The following is a 19,148-nucleotide window of genomic DNA, read 5'->3' as shown; positions in this document are numbered from 1 at the left end:
TATTTTGCTCGCAGTTCTAACGCCAATGTAAAAATAACGAGTAAGTTAAAGATGAAAAGAATGTTGATTAACGCAACTCAGCAAGAAGAGTTGCGTGTTGCCCTTGTAGATGGACAGCGGCTGTATGATTTGGATATTGAAAGCCCAGGTCATGAACAGAAAAAAGCGAATATTTACAAAGGTAAAATCACCCGAATCGAACCCAGTCTGGAAGCCGCTTTTGTTGATTACGGCGCTGAACGACATGGTTTCCTCCCATTAAAAGAAATTTCTCGCGAATATTTCCCTAGTAATTATTCCTCTCATGGCCGCCCAAACATCAAAGATGTGCTGCGCGAAGGCCAGGAAGTTATTGTTCAGGTTGATAAAGAAGAACGCGGTAATAAAGGTGCCGCACTCACTACTTTCATCAGCCTGGCGGGTAGTTATTTAGTTCTGATGCCTAACAACCCACGTGCGGGTGGTATTTCTCGCCGTATCGAAGGTGATGACCGCACTGAACTCAAAGAAGCTTTATCCTCCCTGCAATTGCCTGATGGCATGGGTCTGATTGTTCGTACCGCCGGTGTAGGTAAATCCGCTGATGCGCTGCAATGGGATTTATCATTCCGTCTTAAGCACTGGGATGCGATTAAAAAAGCCGCTGAAGGCCGCCCTGCTCCATTCTTGATTCACCAGGAAAGTAACGTGATTGTCCGCGCTTTCCGTGATTATCTGCGCCCGGATATCGGTGAAATCCTGATCGATAACCCTAAGGTTCTCGAGCTGGCTAAAGAGCATATTGCCGCACTTGGTCGCCCAGATTTCAGCAGTAAAATCAAATTGTATAGTGGTGAAATCCCATTATTCAGTCACTACCAGATTGAGTCGCAGATTGAATCTGCATTCCAACGCGAAGTGCGTCTGCCTTCCGGCGGTTCTATCGTCATTGATACCACCGAAGCGCTAACGGCGATTGACATCAACTCCGCCCGCGCTACCCGTGGTGGCGATATCGAAGAAACGGCATTCAATACCAACCTGGAAGCCGCAGATGAAATTGCTCGCCAGTTGCGTTTACGTGACTTGGGTGGGCTGATTGTTATCGACTTTATCGATATGACCCCTGTGCGCCACCAACGTGAAGTGGAAAACCGCTTACGTGATGCCGTCCGCCAAGACCGCGCGCGTATTCAGATTGGTCGTATTTCCCGCTTCGGTTTACTGGAAATGTCCCGCCAGCGCCTCAGTCCATCATTGGGTGAGTCAAGCCACCATGTGTGCCCACGCTGTAGCGGTACCGGTACCGTACGTGACAACGAATCTCTGTCACTTTCTATTCTGCGCTTGATTGAAGAAGAGGCGCTGAAAGAAAATACCCATGAAGTTCACGCGATTGTGCCGGTACAAATTGCTTCGTACCTGCTGAATGAAAAACGTGAATCGGTTAATGCTATCGAAAAACGCCAAGGTGGTGTGCGAGCAGTGATCGTGCCAAACGATCAGATGCAAACGCCGCATTATTCTGTGCTGCGCGTACGTAAAGGTGAAGAAGTCCCTTCTCTCAGCTATTTGCTGCCACAACTGCATGAAGCAGAAATGGCGCAACCGCTGGAAGAAGCGACCATTGAGCGCAAACGCCCAGAACAACCTGCATTGGCGACTTTCTCTCTGCCAACTGAAGTACCGCCAGAAGCGGCTCCTGTTGCTGCGAATGTTAAACCGACAGTGGCGCCACAAGCTGCAACTGCTGCAGTGGCAGAACAACCTGGTTTCCTTAGCCGCCTGCTCAGTGGCCTGAAAGGTCTTTTCGGTGGTTCAGCAGAAGCTGAAGTCAAACCGGTTGAAGTTGAAAAAACTGAAACCAACGAAAATCGCCGTAATGATCGCCGTAATCCTCGCCGCCAGAATAATGGCCGCAAAGACCGCGGTGACCGTACACCACGCGAAGGTCGCGACAATACTCGTGAGAACAATGCTCGCGATAACAACCGCGACAATACTAACCGTGATGACACCAATCGCGAGGGCCGTGAAGATCAACGCCGCAATAAACGCCCATCTCAACAAGCTGCTGCGCCACAAGCGCAAACTGACATTGTAGAAGCGGATAAAGCACAGCGTGATGATCAGCCACAACGCCGTGGTGATCGCTCGCGCCGTCGTCAGGATGACAAACGTCAGGTTCCACAAGACGTTAAAGCTAAAGTTGATGTTGCCGAGGTCAGTGTTGTAGAAGATGTACAGCAGCAGCCAGAGCAAGAAGAACGTCAGCAAGCTGTTATGCAGCGTCGTCAACGTCGCCAATTGAATCAGAAAGTCCGTATTCAATCCGCGAATGATGAGCTGAATGTTTTGGAAAACAAAGCACCAGAAAACACGGTCAGCGAGCCTGTTGCTCACATAGCTGCGCCAGTGGTGCAGGAAGAAGTGAAATTACTGCCGCAGGCCAGTGCTCAGGCTGATGATGAGGTGACGAACGATCGCAATGCCAACAATGAAAATGGCATGCCACGTCGCTCTCGGCGCTCACCTCGCCACCTGCGTGTGAGTGGTCAACGCCGCCGCCGTTATCGCGATGAGCGCTACCCAACACAATCTGCCATGCCTCTGGCTGGTGCGTTCGCCTCGCCAGAAATGGCATCAGGCAAAGTGTGGGTGCGTTATCCGGTTGCTCAAGCTGTTGAACAAGCCTTTGTGGAAAACCCGGTTGAAGAACAACAGCCAGTGGAATACGGACAAGAAGTTGCCGTTGTCGAAACGCAAGTTGCTATTGTAGCTGCGCCAGTTGTTGTCGCGGCTGTGGCTGAAATTATCGCTCCAGCACCTGCGCCACAACATAAACCAGGAGGGTCTTCATCGTCCGCCGCTGCCGTACCTGGCCGGGCACCTGTTCCTGCTATTGTGGAAAAGGACGTTGTAGAAACAGCAGTCGTGGAGACAGCAATAGTAGAAACCGCCATTATAGAACCTGTGGCAGTAGAATCTACCGTTGAAACTACCGCAGTTGAAGACGTTGCTCAGGTGACTGCAACAGAAGCTGAGATAATCACAGCAGTAGAGCCGGCAACAGTTGTCGTTAAAGAAACCATCGAGCCAGCTACTGTCGTGAAAGAAACTGTTGTCGTTGCCGAGGCTGTCGTTGAAGAACCCGTCATTGAAGAAAATGCGGTTACTGAGACAGCAGACGAAAACGTTTTGGCTGAAGAGCAGACCATCGCAGAAGTTGTTGTGGCAGAGACTGTAGTTGCGGACGATATTGTTGAAAATACACCAGCTGAAGACAGTGTTGTAGAAGAAGCGAATGTCACTGAATCAGTTGTAGATGCTGATCCAGCGGTTGTCGTACCACAGCAACCTGTAGTTGCTCATCCTGAAGGTGTGTTATTCAAACACTATGCTTCAGCACCAATGACCAAAGCACCGGCGCCAGATTATGCTCCTGCAACGCCAACCCAAGGTCAGTGGGAGCGTCCAGCCTTTGATTTTGCAGGTAAAGGCTCTGCGGGTGGTCACGCTGCGGCAACGCAAGCAACAGCGCCAGCAACAAAACCACAATCGGTCGAGTAACAGCAACATCGTTAAGACCTAATATGACAAAACCCGCCATCTGGCGGGTTTTTTTATCTCGACGATATTCTCAAGCTATCTGCTTCACTTTCTTAATCTCAAGGCTTTCCAGCTTGCCCTCAATCGCTTTAACAAACTCTTTAAAATGCTCGGTTTTGTTATGTTTTTCCAATGCATCGTCAGACGCCCAGCGCTCGAAAAACACAAAAGAACCTTTTTGGTCGCTTTCAGCATGGAGATCATATTGCAGATTCCCCTTTTCCTCACGACTCGGGTCGATGACCTGATGAACCGCGGCTTTAACTTCGGTAATAAATTCTGGTTTCGCCACTAAACTGGCAATAACACGGACTTCCATAGCTATTCTCCCATCTGTACATTTAATTAGCGTATTTGACGATAAATCAATCGCTCGCTTAATTGGGCAATTTTACTCGTAGCCTCTCTATAAGAGCCCCTTTTTGCATTGTTTTCAACTTAACCGTAACAATCAGATGCATCCGGAGCACTTTCCGCTTATCCTTAGACCCCGCCGGAACAGCACAAAAATCCCTATATCCCATGACTGCGGAGCCCGTTGAATGACTGCACAACCTCAAACCCTGAAAATTCGCCGCCCGGATGACTGGCATATTCATTTACGTGATGACGAAATGCTGAGTACCGTGCTGCCCTATACTTCCGAGGTGTTTGCCCGGGCCATCGTCATGCCAAACCTGACCCCACCGATCACCACGGTTACCAGTGCTATGGCATATCGGGAACGTATTTTGGCTGCTATCCCTGCGGGCCATAAATTCACGCCATTGATGACGTGCTACCTGACCAATACTCTGGATGTCAACGAACTGACCCATGGTTTTGAAAAAGGTGTGTTTACCGCAGCCAAGTTATACCCAGCCAATGCCACGACCAATTCAACACACGGTGTATCTGATATCCCAGCGATTTATCCGCTGTTTGAACAAATGCAAAAAATAGGTATGCCGCTGTTAATACACGGTGAAGTGACCGACGCTGCTATTGATATTTTTGATCGTGAAGCGCGCTTTATTGAAAAAGTTCTGGAGCCTATCCGTCGTCAATTCCCTGAATTGAAAATTGTCTTTGAGCATATCACCACCAAAGACGCGGCCGACTATGTGCTGGCAGGCAATCGTTTTCTTGGTGCGACCATCACCCCTCAGCATTTGATGTTCAACCGCAATCACATGTTAGTGGGCGGTATTCGTCCTCACCTGTTCTGCTTGCCAATCCTCAAGCGCGGCACTCATCAAGAAGCCCTGCGCCAAGCGGTTGCCAGCGGCTCTGACCGTTTCTTCCTTGGAACTGACTCTGCCCCACATGCCAAACATCGTAAAGAGTCATCATGCGGTTGTGCCGGAGTTTTCAACGCACCTTCTGCTTTACCGGCTTATGCCACGGTATTTGAAGAAATGAATGCGCTGGAACATCTGGAAGCATTCTGCTCTTTAAATGGCCCGCGCTTCTATGACTTGCCAGTTAACGAAGATTTTGTTGAATTGGTGCGGGTGCCATTCCAACAACCGGAGGAAATCCCATTAGGAAATGAGTCCATCATTCCTTTCCTTGCCGGTCAGACTATCAACTGGTCTGTTAAAGACTGATAACTGTTGCTGTAGAGAGCAACTTTCTCTACAGCTAAATTTTTTTTATTTGAGAGTTGCGGCCCGAACACTTACACTGTATAAATAAACAGTATGAATATTCGGAGGGCCAAATATGCGTGTTGAAGTCAGTATCGACAAAAAAATCCGTTACCCGCAGGTGCTATCGAAGCACTAACCCATGAATTGAGCAAACGGCTGAATACTAAATTCCCAGACACCACCACCGCAGTACAAGTGCGTTATGCTGGAGCCAATAATCTTTCTGTTTTAGGCGGCGCTAAAACGGATAAAGATCTTATCTCTGAAATATTACAAGAAATATGGGAAAGCGCAGACGACTGGTTCGACGCGGAGTAGCCCACTGCAATATGCTGTTAATAGCAGCAATACATTGTAGATAAATGCTGTTTTGCCGGGGAATCGCTCCTCGGCTTTTTTATATCAATAGGTAAATGACCTTTCCATTTCACCTTTTTTTTATCTTTTCATTTCCGATCAATTAATCACCAAAAAATAAATAATTTGTAAAAGTCTGTTGATAATCTCCACATTCATCAATGGTTGCGTATACTAAAAAAGCTCACTCAGTATTGAGCCGCATTGATCCTCGTTAGTCACTCCAGTCAGTAACTACTATATAAGGGGTCTTTATGGACAGAAATGATGAAGTTATCCAGACTCACCCGCTCGTAGGTTGGGATATCAGCACGGTAGATGTATATGACGCGATGATGATACGTCTTCATTACCTGTCTTCCATGGATCAACCGCCAGAAGATGCGCTGGTTGATAGAACGCTCTGGCTAACGACTGATGTTGCACGTCAATTAATAAATATCTTAGAAGCAGGCATTGCTAAAATTGAGTCATCAGAATACGAAAATTTGGACCATTGTAAGCATTAATTATCACCAGCCATTTATTTTTCAATACTCATAAAAAGGCACTCGTGAATTTCACTGGGTGCCTTTTTATTAACCGCTACGACTATAATATTGCTAACATCCCTTTTGCTCTCCCCGGTCACGTGCTATTACTATCGTTTTAATTTTATCGCTACTTGCTGCCTTTAATTTAAATCGTTCTGGTCATTGTCAGGATAAAAACTGCATTACAACTCAAACAGTATTAAATAAGGCCGCAGTAATATTCACCAAGGTGAAAAATATGGATTATGATTTAATTGTCATTGGTAGTGGCTCAGTCGGCTCTGCGGCAGGTTACTACGCCTCACAGGCCGGTTTAAAAGTGCTGATGATCGACAGCGCAATGCCCCCTCACCAAGCTGGCAGTCACCATGGCGATACCAGAATCATTCGCCATGCATACGGTGAAGGCGAGAAATATGTTCCATTAGTATTACGTGCCCAAACGCTTTGGGATCAACTGTCTACCCAAACAGGTGAAAAAATATTCCAGGCCAGCGGTGTGCTTAATTTAGGGCCTGCTGATTCTGTATTCCTGAAAAATGCTCAACAAAGCGCTCAAGAATTTAATTTACCGGTCGAAACACTAAATGCAGCACAGGTCCGTGAAAAATGGCCCGTGTTTACCATTCCGGATAATTATATTGGCGTGTTTGAACCACAATCAGGTTTTCTGCGTTCAGAATTAGCGATAAAAACTCTGATTAAAACCGTCACTGATGCCGGTTGTGGCATTCTATTCAACTGCCCGGTCACTGCTATCGAACCCTTAGATGACGGCATTGATGTCGTGACTATCGATGGAACCTACAGTGCCAGGAAAGTCGTTGTCACTGCCGGAACTTGGGTGAAACAGCTACTGCCGCAATTGCCCGTGACCGCTATACGCAAAGTCTTTTCCTGGCACCATGCCGATGGCCGCTACAGTGAAGGGAATCATTTCCCCGCATTCACGGTAGAAACACCGGATAACATTCATTACTACGGTTTTCCCTCTCAAAATGAGGAACTAAAACTCGGTAAACATAATGGTGGGCAACCAATAGAATCAGCAGCACAACGCAAGCCATTTGGCAGTTATGCTGAGGATGGTACCGAGGTATTTGGCTTTTTGCGTAACTTCTTACCCGGCGTGGGGGTTTGCCTACACGGCGCGGCATGTAGCTATGATATGAGCCCAGATGAAGATTTCATCATCGATACTTTGCCAGATAACCCTAATATTATGGTGGTGACAGGATTAAGTGGCCATGGGTTTAAGTTTGCCACCGCACTGGGTGAAATAGCCGCCCTTTTTGCACAAGATAAATCGTCACCTATTGATATCTCTGCATTTTCTTTGGCGAGATTCACTCATTCTTAGTGCCAAACCTGACAATTTGCTGAGTCAGCGCCAGCCAATGACTATTTATATCTCAAATGAGTCATTGGCAACTCATTTTCGTTGCTTATATTTTAACATTAGTATAAAACACTGCTAGTTGAATAATAGTCAGGGTCTTTATTCGTTAAATCCGCTAAAATACATCGCAAATCCCGAATTGACGCCTTAGTCGTCAGAGGATTACCTTATCCTTGTATGCAATCAGGTATGGTTGCAGTTAGACAAGGATGTATGTCACATGAAAATATTAATTATTGACGAATGTTTTTATACCCGTTCAGGGGTAAATACTTATTTAAATAACTCTGCATCACTCAATTTAATGGATGTTCCTACCGTTGAGCAGGCAACATCTGCTATTCATGATTTTAATCCTGAGATAATAATTGTTAATCTTACACAATATTGTCGATTTGGTGGAAATTGTCCTTTATTAGAACAATTTCTAAGTTGCTGTGGTCAGGCGAAAGTTTATATTTATCTGGATGCATCATATCCATTTAGTGAAACACCTATTCCTCTGACTGACTCCGTTTCAATCTTGGCTAAAAGACATTTGCTTGAGCTACTTCAAAACTTATCCAATGTGTCACCGGACGTAAGTCAGCCATCGCCCCCCTGTTCATCATCGCTTTTCAGCCCGCAAGAACATAAAGTCATGTGTTATTGGATGACAGAAATGCCCAACTATCGTATAGCCAGAAAATTAAATATCAGTGATAGTACAGTTTACTCACATAAACGTCATATTACTGAGAAAATAAAAGTAAGAAATCGCTTAGAGTTGTGTTTTATTTATAATGTATTTAAATACTTATACTGAATTTTTTTCCACTTGGAGTCGGATGTGGCAATTAGCATTCAAAACTTAGTGGAGTAAGTAAAGATATAAAAATGAATTTTAATAATGTAGCCGGGAAAATATAACGCGAAACTATTTGCTGTTAAAAAAATCGGTTACATTTACTTTGATTATTTTATATAACTCACCTCAAACTTATCTTTTCACACCTATCTGTTGCTAATTTATTTATTTTATTAAACCAATAGTCGCGAATTTAACCCTCATCTTATTGTTTACATAATCAAAACTCCCTATAATGAGCGATGATTTTAGCCGCAGGTAGGCAGCATGTTAAATAAATTGCTCTCAATGGTTATCAATAATGTGCGGGAGCATCTAATGCTCTATATCTGTTTATGGCTAATACTGTTGGCCCTGGATATTTATTTCTTTTTCTATTAATTTACCACTCTCACGCCATTCTCTCCTTTTGGGTTGGGCCAACAGGCATCACTTCCACCTGCGGCCCTCAGATGTTTACATCACAATGTTGGCGCGTCGGACTCAACTTTAGCGGGCTTACCATCACTCAGTAACACGGCAAATTTATAACCGGCCGGTGTTAACTCCAATGCAATCTTGGCAATAATAGTTAATGGTACCGAGAGCAACATGCCTATCGGCCCCAATAGCCAGCCCCAGAAAATCAATGATAAGAACACCACCAGCGTTGATAATCCTAAGCCGCGCCCCATCATGCGCGGGTCAATAATGTTGCCGCCAATCAGGTTGATGAGAATATAACCGCCGGTCACAGCAAATGCATCGGCAAAACCGTTAAACAGCAAGGCCTGAATAATCGGTGGGATGGCAGCCAATACTGACCCAATATTGGGAATATAATTTAGAACAAATGCCAATAACCCCCACAGGAAAGCAAACCGAACGCCCATTGCTGCCAAGAATAGCCAAATGACAATCCCTGTAGCAATACTAATAATTGTCTTAATCACCAGATAATGCGTAACACCATTCAATGCGCGTCTGAGAATCGCATTCCCTTGCTCTGGATTATCAAACATCAACTGCATTTTATAAGGGAGACGCTCAACTTCAAACAGCATAAATACGACGGTCATTAACAGCAAGAACGTGCTGGCCATCGCACCGGAAAGGTGGCTAAGTAAGCGGGTAATAAAGTTCATGGCCATGCTGGGATCGACATGTTTCATGATGTCATCCACCGAGAACTCAATATTAAAGCGCATGGCGAATTCTTGTAAGTCACGCATTTTTTCCAGCATCATTCCGCGATATTGCGGTAATGAGCGGGCAAATTCATTTAATGAAGAACCTAAGCGGCTAAACAGTAATGCCATCAATAAAACAATAATGGTTACCAGTAAGACGATAGCTAATGTCCGAGGGATCTTTATTTTCTCGAGTAACTTCACCAAAGGGTTTAAAACAATAGCGAGAAATATCGCCAGTAAAAAGGGAACTACAATAGGCGATGCCGCCTTGATCCCGGCCATAATCACGACCAACATTGCCAGCATCGCAACTAACCGCAACCCTTGGCCACTTACCACAGGTTTTGTCATTATCAATCCTTGTATTGGAATCGCCACGGCTTAAATGGCAAAAAAAAAGACGTTACCGGATAAAATAACCGACAACGTCTATTTTTAATAGCACCGGATATTACTTATCGGTGCCCTTTTCCGGCATAGGAATATGCATGGTAGTTTGTAATAACCCTTTCGACTTATTAAAAATCTTAATGCCGTTTTCACGCCCCGCACGGCGAGCGCGTTGCTCTTCTTGCGGTAACTGTAGTTCTTCCTGGCAAATAGGGCTACAACAACCTTCAAATTTCACAGCACAAGCTGGGCATTGAATAAACAGTAAATGGCAACCATCATTCTTACAATTAGTGTGCGTGTCACTTGGTGTGCCGCACTGGTGGCAATGCGCGATGACATCGTCAGAGATGCGCTCCCCCATCCGCTCATCAAAAACAAAGTTTTTACCAATAAACTTAAGCGGTAAACCTTGTTCTTTTGCTTTGCGGGCATATTCAATAATCCCGCCTTCTACGTGATAAACATTTTTAAAGCCATTATGCAGCATATAAGCGCTGGCTTTCTCGCAACGAATCCCGCCAGTACAATACATCACAATATTCTTATCTTTATCATGTTGTAGCATATCAACCGCCATCGGCAGTTGTTCACGGAAAGTATCTGAAGGAACTTCTATTGCGTTTTCAAAATGACCCACTTCGTATTCATAATGATTACGCATATCGACAAACAGAGTATCGGGGTCATCAATCATCTGATTGACCTGATCAGCTTTCAGATAGTGCCCAATATTGCTTGGGTCGAAACTGTCATCGTCGATGCCGTCGGCCACAATACGCTCGCGAACTTTCATGCGCAGCACCCAAAATGACTTGCCGTCATCTTCATGCGCGACATTCAATCGCACTTGATCCAGAGCAGGATGAGCCGCAAATAACGCGACTTTAAATTCATCATAACGATTAGCAGGCACGCTAATTTGGGCATTAATCCCCTCTTTGGCAACATAAACTCGGCCAAAGACGCCAAGCTTAACAAATTGGCTATAGAGGTTATCGCGGAAGACTTTCGCATCTTCCAGCGTGAAGTATTTATAAAAAGAAACTGTGGTGCGCGGTTCGGTTTCAGCCAACATGCGCGCTTTAAGTTCCTCATTAGAAATTCGGTTATGTAACACTGGCATGGTGTACGTTCCTGTCTTTCAAAGAGGTTACTGGTAAATATTTAATTACTGCTCAATGGGTTACGTAAGTCATTAGGCTGCTAACCACAGTAAATCATCGCGCAATAGAACTGATGTTTTGGCACCGGTTACCCCGTGCGGCGCATATAATACCTGAAACACCGCCACGGCACATCTTTAGCACTTTTCTCTGTTGGGTAAATGGACGCCGTTTATCACCTCACGGGCGGCGTTCCCCTCTGTCACGGCAGCTATTTGTCGCGATGAGCGCGATCGGTAAAACCCGAGGCAACAATACCCGCTAACAGAGCAATTCCGGCGGCAATCAGTAAGGGTTTGCTCTGCCAATCAGCACCGAAATAGCCCAACAGCCCCCCAGCGGCCAGTAGACTCGCACTGAGTTTTGCAACTGACATCACCCGCTCCCCAACATGATTAATAGTGATAATTTATACACTGAAAATATCTTAACCCGGAAATAAAAATCCCTCACCAACGCGAGGGATTTGTTTATCTGTGGGCTAAAAATTTTGGGGTATTACCCTATCCGCTGCAATTTTGCCGGTAGTCCCTGCCGGACAGCCGCGCCACTCACCCAGTCCAGCCAAGTGTTGGGCACTTCCCTGGTTGGGTCGGTAAAGCCCAAATCATTCAGGTTGGTTCCCTGCCCGATTCGTGAATCTGATGCCATTGCGACGCCATCCAGTGAATGAGTTCTGGCCCCCATTTCGCGGTGACCATAGCCATGCTCAATAGCAACAACTCCCGGCATAACACCGTCCAATAAACTGACCTGCACTTCCATCTGCCCCCCAGGAGTCATTAACAGCGCAATATCACCATGCTCAATCCCATTGCGCTGCGCATCCAGTGGATTTATCGCCACCAGATTAGTGGATTTGACCGCACGCAAGCGCTCAATCATGGCCGTTGAGCTACTCATCAAGTGAGATTTAAATGACATCAGTCGCAGTGGCCAGTCAGTTGCCGGATAATGTTCGAACACATCTGAGCCGTCCGCCAGACGCGGCGGATACCAGGTCGGGCACCCGCTGTAGCGCTCGCCGGTAATGGCATGGTGATGTTTCGCCACATTCTCATTCCAGATTTGCAATGGTTTTTTCCATTGCGGCCCAGTGGCATCGCCATTCCAGCTTTTCTCATAAGGTGCGAACCGCCCACCGCGCGCCAGCAAATAAGCCACCCGCCGCTGTTCATCCTGTTGCAAACTGCGCTGAAGTGCAGGCCACAAGCGGTCAACGCCGGTTAAACGTAACTCATCATCCGCCGCCGCAGGCAGCGGTTTTTCACCACCATACGCAATATTGGCGGCTGCGCGTAAGTAATAATCTTCTGATCGTTCCAGCGGCAAGTTATTGCCCTCACTGTCCTGCATCGCATTAGCCCCAAACCCCGGTAATTTCAAGGCCTTGGCGACAGCAATCAAGAAGCTTTCCATTGCCACTGGCTCGCCTTGCGCCGTGCGAGCCGTACGTGATTCGACTACCGGCCAACGGGCGGTACTGGCTTTCACTAATACCCCGGCCCAAGGAGCACTAAACCCCCAGCTCTCAAAGTTATGAGTATCCGGTACGATGTAATCCGCCAATGCCGTGGTTTCATTCATAAAAGCATCAATGGCAATAAATAGTGGCAACTGGCGCGGGTCTTGCAGCCGCTCTTCAATCAGATTGCGCAGGCCAGCAACCCCATACAACGGATTTGTCATATGGCTTATCCAGGCTTTTAGCGGATAAGGATAACCCGCCAATGCTGGGGCTAATTGCTCAGTTAATTGCCCGCCCACAAAGGGATACCACGGGCCTCGGGCCGGATAGCCAGATTGCCCCTGCCGGACTTTTTCCTGATACTCTTCTGATTTTTCATAGGGTTGCTTACTGCGCGACAGAGGTAAACCTTTGGGTTTGACCATACCGGCAAAGGTGGCGAGCTGATAACGCGGCCCGTCAGCAAAGCCATCAAACTTGCCGCCGCCAACTGAAACGCCGCCTTTAAGGTTGAGATTGCCAATCATGGCATTCAACATCATGACCGCCCAAGTGGTATAAAACCCATTACCGCCCATCATGCCGCCATGAGAAATCACCGCCGCCTGGCGCTGATAAGCCGTGAACTCCCGGGCCAGTCCGATAATGGTTGCCTCCGGCACGCCGCACTGCTGGCTGTATTCTGCCAGTGTAAAACGGGCTGCGGCCTGTTGCAGACATGTCATGCCCGACTGCACCTGCACCCTTTGCCCGTCATGCAAGGTGACATCCCGGGTAACGAATAATTCGGCCTGTAGTACCTGTGGGGCGGGCTGTAATAAACCCTCGGCCGTTTGTACTAATACTGGGCTTTCTTCCCCCTCAACGACCGCTTCACCACTTAACATACTGGCGCGTAAAAACTGACCAACCAATGGATGGCTTTCTGTAGTGATAACCAAGTGGCTGGCGTTGGTCCAACTGCGCTCTGCCGCGGATTGCATGGCCATTTCGCCGGCCAGGGAGAGATAATCGCGATTAAAGCGATTTTGCTCGATAATCCAGCGGATCATCCCCATTGCCAGAGCGGCATCTGTTCCCGGCAATACTGGCACCCAACGGTTGTGCTGATTGGCTAAAGTGGTGGTCAGCGGCAAGGCGGGCGCAACTACGACATAATTGAAATTATCGCGCTGACGAGCATTGGCTAACTGACGCCCCTGGCGCTTAAATGGATTACCAGATTGTGCCGGTGATGTCCCCAAAAACAGCGCGAAACGGACGTTATCCCAATCGGGCTTAACATGGGCATTTTTATCTAAATCCCCCATCAGCGCACCGGAACCGGCACGGTAGGCCAATCCGCAATATGCCCCGTGGCTGCCCAGATTTTTGGTACCAAAGGCTTGATTTGCAAAACGTTTGATAAAAGCATCGCGCCCATCATCGCCAGCATTGGTTACCAGTAACTGATTAGCTTTAGGGCCCAAAGAGGGTTGTTTAGCATCAATCGGCGTCACCAAATCACGAATAGCCCGCAGCCCCTCGACCGGCCCTTCGCCAAACAAGTCCCCGCCTTGTGTCACCTCAGCAACCAATTGCTCAAAACTGATACGCTGCCATTTACCACTGCCACGCGGCCCCACGCGTTTCATCGGCTCAGTGATTCGATAAGGGCTATCTACCCCCTCCAACAGGGTTGCTCCACGGGCACAGGCGGTGGAACGCCCCGCCATTCCCTGCTCGCCGCCAAGGCGTTGCAGTGCTTCGCTAAGCGGCAACTGATAAGGAAAATGGTGGTCATGAGATAATGGATGATAAGGGTTACCGGCGATGCGCAGAATTTTGTTCTGCTGCGTATCGACACGCACTCGCAAGCCGCACAGTGTCCAGCATCCAAAACATTGGGTCATGGAAACCGCCTGTTGTGGATTCGGCTGCCATTGCGCCCCGACACGCCCTTCTGTCGGCAAAGCATTGGCACTGATGGGATCAAGTGTCAGTTTGCCCGCGCTGCCATCGACCAATCCGGCCAATGTTTTGCGCGCAACAGCATGGTAGCTGGCACCAAACGCCACGACTCCCCCTAAGGCTAAGCTGCCTTTTAACCATTGACGCCGTGTAGATTTAGCCATGATGCATTTCCCCTTCAACTCGGTTTGAACCGGCGTATTTTTGTTCAATCCAGCTGACGCTTTCGCGAATAGCAATGATTGCAGTGACCCATAGGCCGAAAGTTCCCACAATTGCCAGCAAACCTTCGCTGCCCAGTGGCAAGGAGTAAGGGTTGGCTAACACATTGTATTTAGGCAATGTTTGCGTTTGCATCAGCAATAACCAGCGCACCGACCAACACAACACCAGGGCAATCAGTACCTGAACCGCCACCAGCGAGGTTGAGAATGTTTTTTTCCTATTGAACAGGCTAAGCCCGAATAGCAATGACCACAGAGCAACCGGCATTGCCGCGGTAAACGGGGACTGAGCTGCCCAGTGGCGCAGGGCTTGCGCGGAAGGGTTATCACCACTGGCCCACAGCAACGTAACCCCTGCCAGCGCCACTAAAGTGATAAGTTGCCATTTTGCCAGAGGGCGCTGATATTGCGGATCACGCCATAGCCACCCGGCCAACAGCGCAGGGATTGCCTGACAGGCAGTCAGGAAGATAAAGAGAGGTAGCCATAAGCTAAACCACAATGGTTGGGCGCGTAATATTGAGACCTCGCGTCCGGTGTATAGCAAAATACTGATAGCAGAAAGTGCGCAAAGAAATGCCAACCCCGCCAGCAGTCGTGGCAACGGTTTGGCCTTTAATCGGCTATAAATCAGTGCCAGAAAATAGCCCATGACCAACATGCTAAACAGCGGCAAAAAGAGTGAGCCCCAAGACATCCACGACCACGGAGTAAAGTGCGCATAAAAATGCCAGACACGCGCCGGTTGGTGGAGATCAGCATTCAGCGCCAGAGGGGCGACCACGACGGCGGTCACCACCAGCATCAGTGCGGTAAACTCCAATTGGCTTTGTTGCACAGACCGCGCCCCTCGGCGGGAAAGCAGGCGCTGCCCCCCCGCAAACAACACCGCTCCACACGCTAGCCCAATAAAGAAGAAATACTGCACGGCCCAAGGTAACCAGGCGATATCCTGCGGGCGGGCTAAAATTTCCCGGATCATACTGTCCTGGATCATGCTTGAACCTCCTGCCAGAGTGCGGGCTGGCCTTGTAATGGCTGGGTAAACACCTCGTTTAATCCGAGGTAAAACACCTGTGGATGTGTCCCTTGCTCCGGTTTCAATACTTTGATGTCAGCAGCATGCTCCAGCAGCATGTTGCGTAAGATGCTGTCGCCGTCACGTAAATCACCAATAATCCGCGCCCCACCAACACAAGATTCCACACAGGCAGGTAATAATCCGGCATCAAGGCGATGAACGCAGAAAGTGCATTTATCCGCAGTTTGGGTGCTGTGATTAATAAATCGAGCTTCATAAGGACACGCCTGCACGCAATAAGCGCAGCCCACGCAGCGGGTATTATCAATAACCACAATGCCATCTTGCCGCTGATAAGTGGCCTGTACCGGACAGACCGGCACACAAGGTGGGTTATCACAGTGGTTACACAGGCGAGGTAATAACACGTTAGTCACACTTTCAGCCCCCGATAACGCAATCTGATACTGATTGACGGTGGTGCGGAACTGGCCTTGAGGCAATTGGTTCTCAATAGCACAACTGACGGTACACGCCTGACAACCAATGCAGCGGCGCAAATCAATCAACATGGCATAGCGCCGCTTGATATCACCTTGTTTACGCACCGGTTCCATCTGCCAACCGGCCTCAGCCAATGGCACCAGTGCCGCTCCGGCGGTCAAAACGCCCAAGCGCTGTAGAAATGCTCTTTTCCCTTGATCCATTTTTCTTCTCACCCTCTTCTTGATACAGGGATTGTAGAAATTGGCGAACAGAAGCCCTATTGTGGTTTTCCACATTCCCTTTAGGGACTTGATCCAGGACAATTGCACACCGCGACGGGGATCATAAAAAAGGAACATGCATGTATTTCAGAGTGCTGGCGATAATGCTGTTTGGATGTATTTCTGCCGCCCATGCCCGTGATTGGACCATTGGCGTGCTCGCATTACGCGGTGATGCTCAGGCGCAGACACATTGGCAACCGCTGGTCGATAATTTGAATCAGCAACTTCCGGAACAACATTTTCAGTTATTGCCGCTGGACTTACATGCCATGAAGAGCGCCGTGGCGCAGAATCGAATTGATTTTCTGCTCACCAATCCGGCGCAATATGTGCAAATTGATAGCCACTTTCCCCTGCGCTGGCTGGTTTCTTTGCGATCAAGTCATGAACCTGATGGCACCAGCCGCAACATCATTGGCAGTGTTATTCTGGTGCGCGCAGACAGTGATATCCACTCGCCGCAAGGGTTAATGGGTAAAGGTGTCGGTGCCGTTTCACCGGAGGCTTTTGGCGGTTATTTGTTGGGATACAAAGCATTGCGTGATGCCGGACTGCAACCGGAACAGGATTTTAAGCTGCATTTTTCGGGCTTCCCGGTGGATGCCTTAATTTATCTGCTGCGTGATCGCGCAATTTCTGCAGCTATCGTCCCCACCTGTCTGTTGGAAGATATGCAAGCGGAGGGGCTGATACATGCCCGCGACTTCCGGCCATTATTGGCCAAACCGCCCACTATTCCTTGCCTAACCAGCACGGAGTTGTATCCCAACTGGTCATTTGCAGCGTTATCACATGTTCCGGATGAATTAGCCGATAATGTGACACGAATTTTACTCAGCCCCAGTGATAACCAGCCCCTGCTGTGGGGCGCGCCCTCCTCTACCAGTCAGGTAGAAACCCTGTTGCGCTCTGTTAATCAGCATCCACAGCAACCTTATTTTTGGCAACAAATAGCCGATTGGGCCCAACAACATCGGTTATTGATTGCTGCTATTGCATTGATTCTGCTCTTGCTCGGCGCTAATCATATTTGGGTCGCCTTTCTGGTGCGCCGCCGCAGTCGCCAACTGGAACAATTGCACCAGCAGCTCAGGGCCAAGGAAAATGCACTGGAACAAGCCCAGCGCTTGAGTATTCTGGGCGAAATGGCCTCGGGATTTGCGCATGAACTGAACCAGCCACTGTCGGCCATCCAACATTATGCTGATGGCTGCGCAATTCGCCTGCAACGGGAGCAAGCTGACCATGCTTTATTGCCGATTCTGGCGCAGATTAGCCAACAAGCTCAGCGCGGGGCCGATACCATTGCTAACCTGCGCCTGTGGGCGGGGAAATCGCCCGCTCATGAAAGAGCAACAATAAGTCAGCCACTGCATGAACTGCTCAAACATCTCTGGCAGTTATTGGGCGCAGAACAGCACCAACCGCCTTGCCAGTTGCACACGGAAATTGACCCACAGATAGTGCTGCACTTGCCCCCGACCTTACCAGACCAAGTGCTAAGTAATCTGATAACCAACAGTTTGCAGGCCGGCGCGCGTCAGTTATGGTTTAGTGCTCACCAACAAGCCGGCTGGGCAATTCTGACATTACAAGATGACGCCGGGGGATTGACTCCGGAACAACTCAGCCAACCTTTTGCCCCTTTCCGCTCCACCAAAAGTGAGGGACTCGGGCTCGGTCTGGTGATTTGCCAACGACTGATAACCAGCCAGGGTGGGAATTTGACATTGCGTAACGAGGTTGCCGCCACCGGCAATAGGGGGCTGTGTGTCACCCTAATGTTGCCACTCACCCCAACTAAGGAGCTTACTTTTGTCACTGATTCATCTACTTGATGACGATATTGCTGTTACCGACGCCTGTCGTTTTTTGCTGGAAAGTCTCGGTCACAAAGTGAAAGTCTGGCATAACGGCGAATCTTTCCTGGCGCAAGCTGATTTATATCAGCCCGGCGTATTATTGCTCGATATTCGTATGCCATTGCTTGATGGCACTCAGGTTTACACCCAGATGCGCCAGTTAAACAGCACCCTGGCGGTGATATTTCTCACCGCGCACGGCGAGGTGCCTCAAGCCGTTGAGCAGATGAAACTGGGGGCGGTCGATTTCTTACAAAAGCCGGTTGCAACAGCACCTTTAATGGCTGCTTTACAACTGGGATTTCTGCATTCAGAACAACGTGTTACGCGCCGTCAGGTACAACTGCGCTATGCCTCTCTGACACCACGGGAACAGATGATTGCCCAGTGGGTTATGCAAGGTTTGATTAATCGTGATATTGCAGATATTGCCTGTGTTTCCGTGCGAACCGTCGAAGTGCATCGGGCCAAAGTGATGGAAAAAATGGCTGTCAGTAGTTTGGCTGAATTAGTTAGCTTGCTAAATCCGATAAAATAGCCCCATCAGCTTTGGTCATATAATCATCAAATAAGTGATTTAACTGATGAAATTTACAACAAAAAAGCAGAAAAATGACTTTTTGGTGCGGTCTTTTTTCCTGTAATCCCCTAAAAATGCCACAATAGTCTACCTTAAAACGACAGATAAATAGGTTGGTATCGCCCTATTGAGGTTCTCTCATAAACACGATAGGCACCGTCAATAGCAAATAGTTAACTATACGAATGAA

General features: G+C 48.2%; 15 protein-coding genes and 1 pseudogene. 9 read left to right on the top strand and 7 right to left on the bottom strand.

Annotated features, from left to right (window positions below; translation table 11 throughout):
• Nucleotides 1–51 precede the first annotated feature (51 nt).
• Complete coding sequence (gene rne, locus F0T03_RS08870) at nt 52–3,549, top strand: ribonuclease E (RefSeq protein ID WP_159677902.1); 3,498 nt, start codon at nt 52–54, stop codon at nt 3,547–3,549.
• 70 nt (nt 3,550–3,619) lie between these two features.
• Here rne and F0T03_RS08865 read toward each other — a convergent pair whose 3' ends face one another.
• Nucleotides 3,620–3,907, bottom strand: a complete 288-nt coding sequence (locus F0T03_RS08865; RefSeq protein ID WP_145557184.1) for a putative quinol monooxygenase — start codon at nt 3,905–3,907, stop codon at nt 3,620–3,622.
• A 223-nt stretch (nt 3,908–4,130) separates the two neighbouring features.
• Here F0T03_RS08865 and pyrC point away from each other — a divergent pair, with 223 nt between their 5' ends.
• The 6 genes and pseudogenes from pyrC to F0T03_RS08835 all read left to right on the top strand — a co-directional run bounded on the left by pyrC (nt 4,131) and on the right by F0T03_RS08835 (nt 8,736).
• Complete coding sequence (gene pyrC, locus F0T03_RS08860) at nt 4,131–5,177, top strand: dihydroorotase (protein ID WP_159677900.1); 1,047 nt, start codon at nt 4,131–4,133, stop codon at nt 5,175–5,177.
• A 115-nt stretch (nt 5,178–5,292) separates the two neighbouring features.
• A pseudogene (gene dinI / locus F0T03_RS08855) lies at nt 5,293–5,537 on the top strand (DNA damage-inducible protein I).
• A gap of 293 nt (nt 5,538–5,830) precedes the next feature.
• Nucleotides 5,831–6,085, top strand: a complete 255-nt coding sequence (bssS, locus tag F0T03_RS08850; protein WP_145557178.1) for a biofilm formation regulator BssS — start codon at nt 5,831–5,833, stop codon at nt 6,083–6,085.
• A gap of 262 nt (nt 6,086–6,347) precedes the next feature.
• Complete coding sequence (solA, locus tag F0T03_RS08845; RefSeq protein WP_159677898.1) at nt 6,348–7,469, top strand: N-methyl-L-tryptophan oxidase; 1,122 nt, start codon at nt 6,348–6,350, stop codon at nt 7,467–7,469.
• Nucleotides 7,470–7,728: 259 nt separating this feature from the next.
• Nucleotides 7,729–8,313, top strand: a complete 585-nt coding sequence (locus F0T03_RS08840) for a helix-turn-helix transcriptional regulator (RefSeq protein WP_159677896.1) — start codon at nt 7,729–7,731, stop codon at nt 8,311–8,313.
• Between the two features lie 309 nt (nt 8,314–8,622).
• A complete protein-coding gene (locus F0T03_RS08835) occupies nt 8,623–8,736 on the top strand; it encodes a DUF2770 family protein (protein WP_145554617.1) in 114 nt (37 codons plus the stop codon).
• Between the two features lie 80 nt (nt 8,737–8,816).
• Here F0T03_RS08835 and F0T03_RS08830 read toward each other — a convergent pair whose 3' ends face one another.
• From F0T03_RS08830 to ttrB, 6 genes are all read right to left on the bottom strand, one after another.
• Nucleotides 8,817–9,878 carry an AI-2E family transporter gene (locus tag F0T03_RS08830; RefSeq protein WP_145554616.1) on the bottom strand — a complete coding sequence of 354 codons (1,062 nt, stop codon included), beginning with the start codon at nt 9,876–9,878 and terminating at the stop codon, nt 8,817–8,819.
• Between the two features lie 100 nt (nt 9,879–9,978).
• Nucleotides 9,979–11,043, bottom strand: coding sequence for an oxygen-dependent tRNA uridine(34) hydroxylase TrhO (trhO, locus tag F0T03_RS08825; RefSeq protein WP_145554615.1), 1,065 nt, complete (start codon nt 11,041–11,043; stop codon nt 9,979–9,981).
• Between the two features lie 251 nt (nt 11,044–11,294).
• Nucleotides 11,295–11,459, bottom strand: coding sequence for a hypothetical protein (locus tag F0T03_RS21525; protein ID WP_167515572.1), 165 nt, complete (start codon nt 11,457–11,459; stop codon nt 11,295–11,297).
• Between the two features lie 122 nt (nt 11,460–11,581).
• Nucleotides 11,582–14,665, bottom strand: a complete 3,084-nt coding sequence (gene ttrA / locus F0T03_RS08820) for a tetrathionate reductase subunit TtrA (protein ID WP_159677894.1) — start codon at nt 14,663–14,665, stop codon at nt 11,582–11,584.
• The gene (gene ttrC / locus F0T03_RS08815) at nt 14,658–15,722 is read right to left on the bottom strand and encodes a tetrathionate reductase subunit TtrC (protein ID WP_159677892.1); all 1,065 of its coding nucleotides are present in this window, start codon (nt 15,720–15,722) and stop codon (nt 14,658–14,660) included. The genes ttrA and ttrC overlap by 8 nt, the downstream gene beginning before the upstream one ends.
• The gene (gene ttrB, locus F0T03_RS08810; RefSeq protein WP_145554612.1) at nt 15,719–16,453 is read right to left on the bottom strand and encodes a tetrathionate reductase subunit TtrB; all 735 of its coding nucleotides are present in this window, start codon (nt 16,451–16,453) and stop codon (nt 15,719–15,721) included. The genes ttrC and ttrB overlap by 4 nt, the downstream gene beginning before the upstream one ends.
• 140 nt (nt 16,454–16,593) lie before the next feature.
• On the opposite strand from ttrB, the gene ttrS reads away from it, so the two are divergent.
• A complete protein-coding gene (gene ttrS / locus F0T03_RS08805) occupies nt 16,594–18,354 on the top strand; it encodes a tetrathionate respiration histidine kinase TtrS (RefSeq protein ID WP_159677890.1) in 1,761 nt (586 codons plus the stop codon).
• Nucleotides 18,332–18,916, top strand: a complete 585-nt coding sequence (ttrR, locus tag F0T03_RS08800; RefSeq protein ID WP_159677888.1) for a tetrathionate respiration response regulator TtrR — start codon at nt 18,332–18,334, stop codon at nt 18,914–18,916. Before ttrS ends, ttrR begins: the two co-directional genes overlap by 23 nt.
• Nucleotides 18,917–19,148: the final 232 nt, after the last annotated feature.

The sequence above is a fragment of the Yersinia canariae genome, assembly GCF_009831415.1.
In the GTDB taxonomy this organism is placed as follows: Bacteria; Pseudomonadota; Gammaproteobacteria; order Enterobacterales; family Enterobacteriaceae; genus Yersinia; species Yersinia canariae.
The sequence above is the reverse complement of the archived record's forward strand: the minus strand, read 5'-3'. Positions and strand labels throughout refer to the sequence as shown.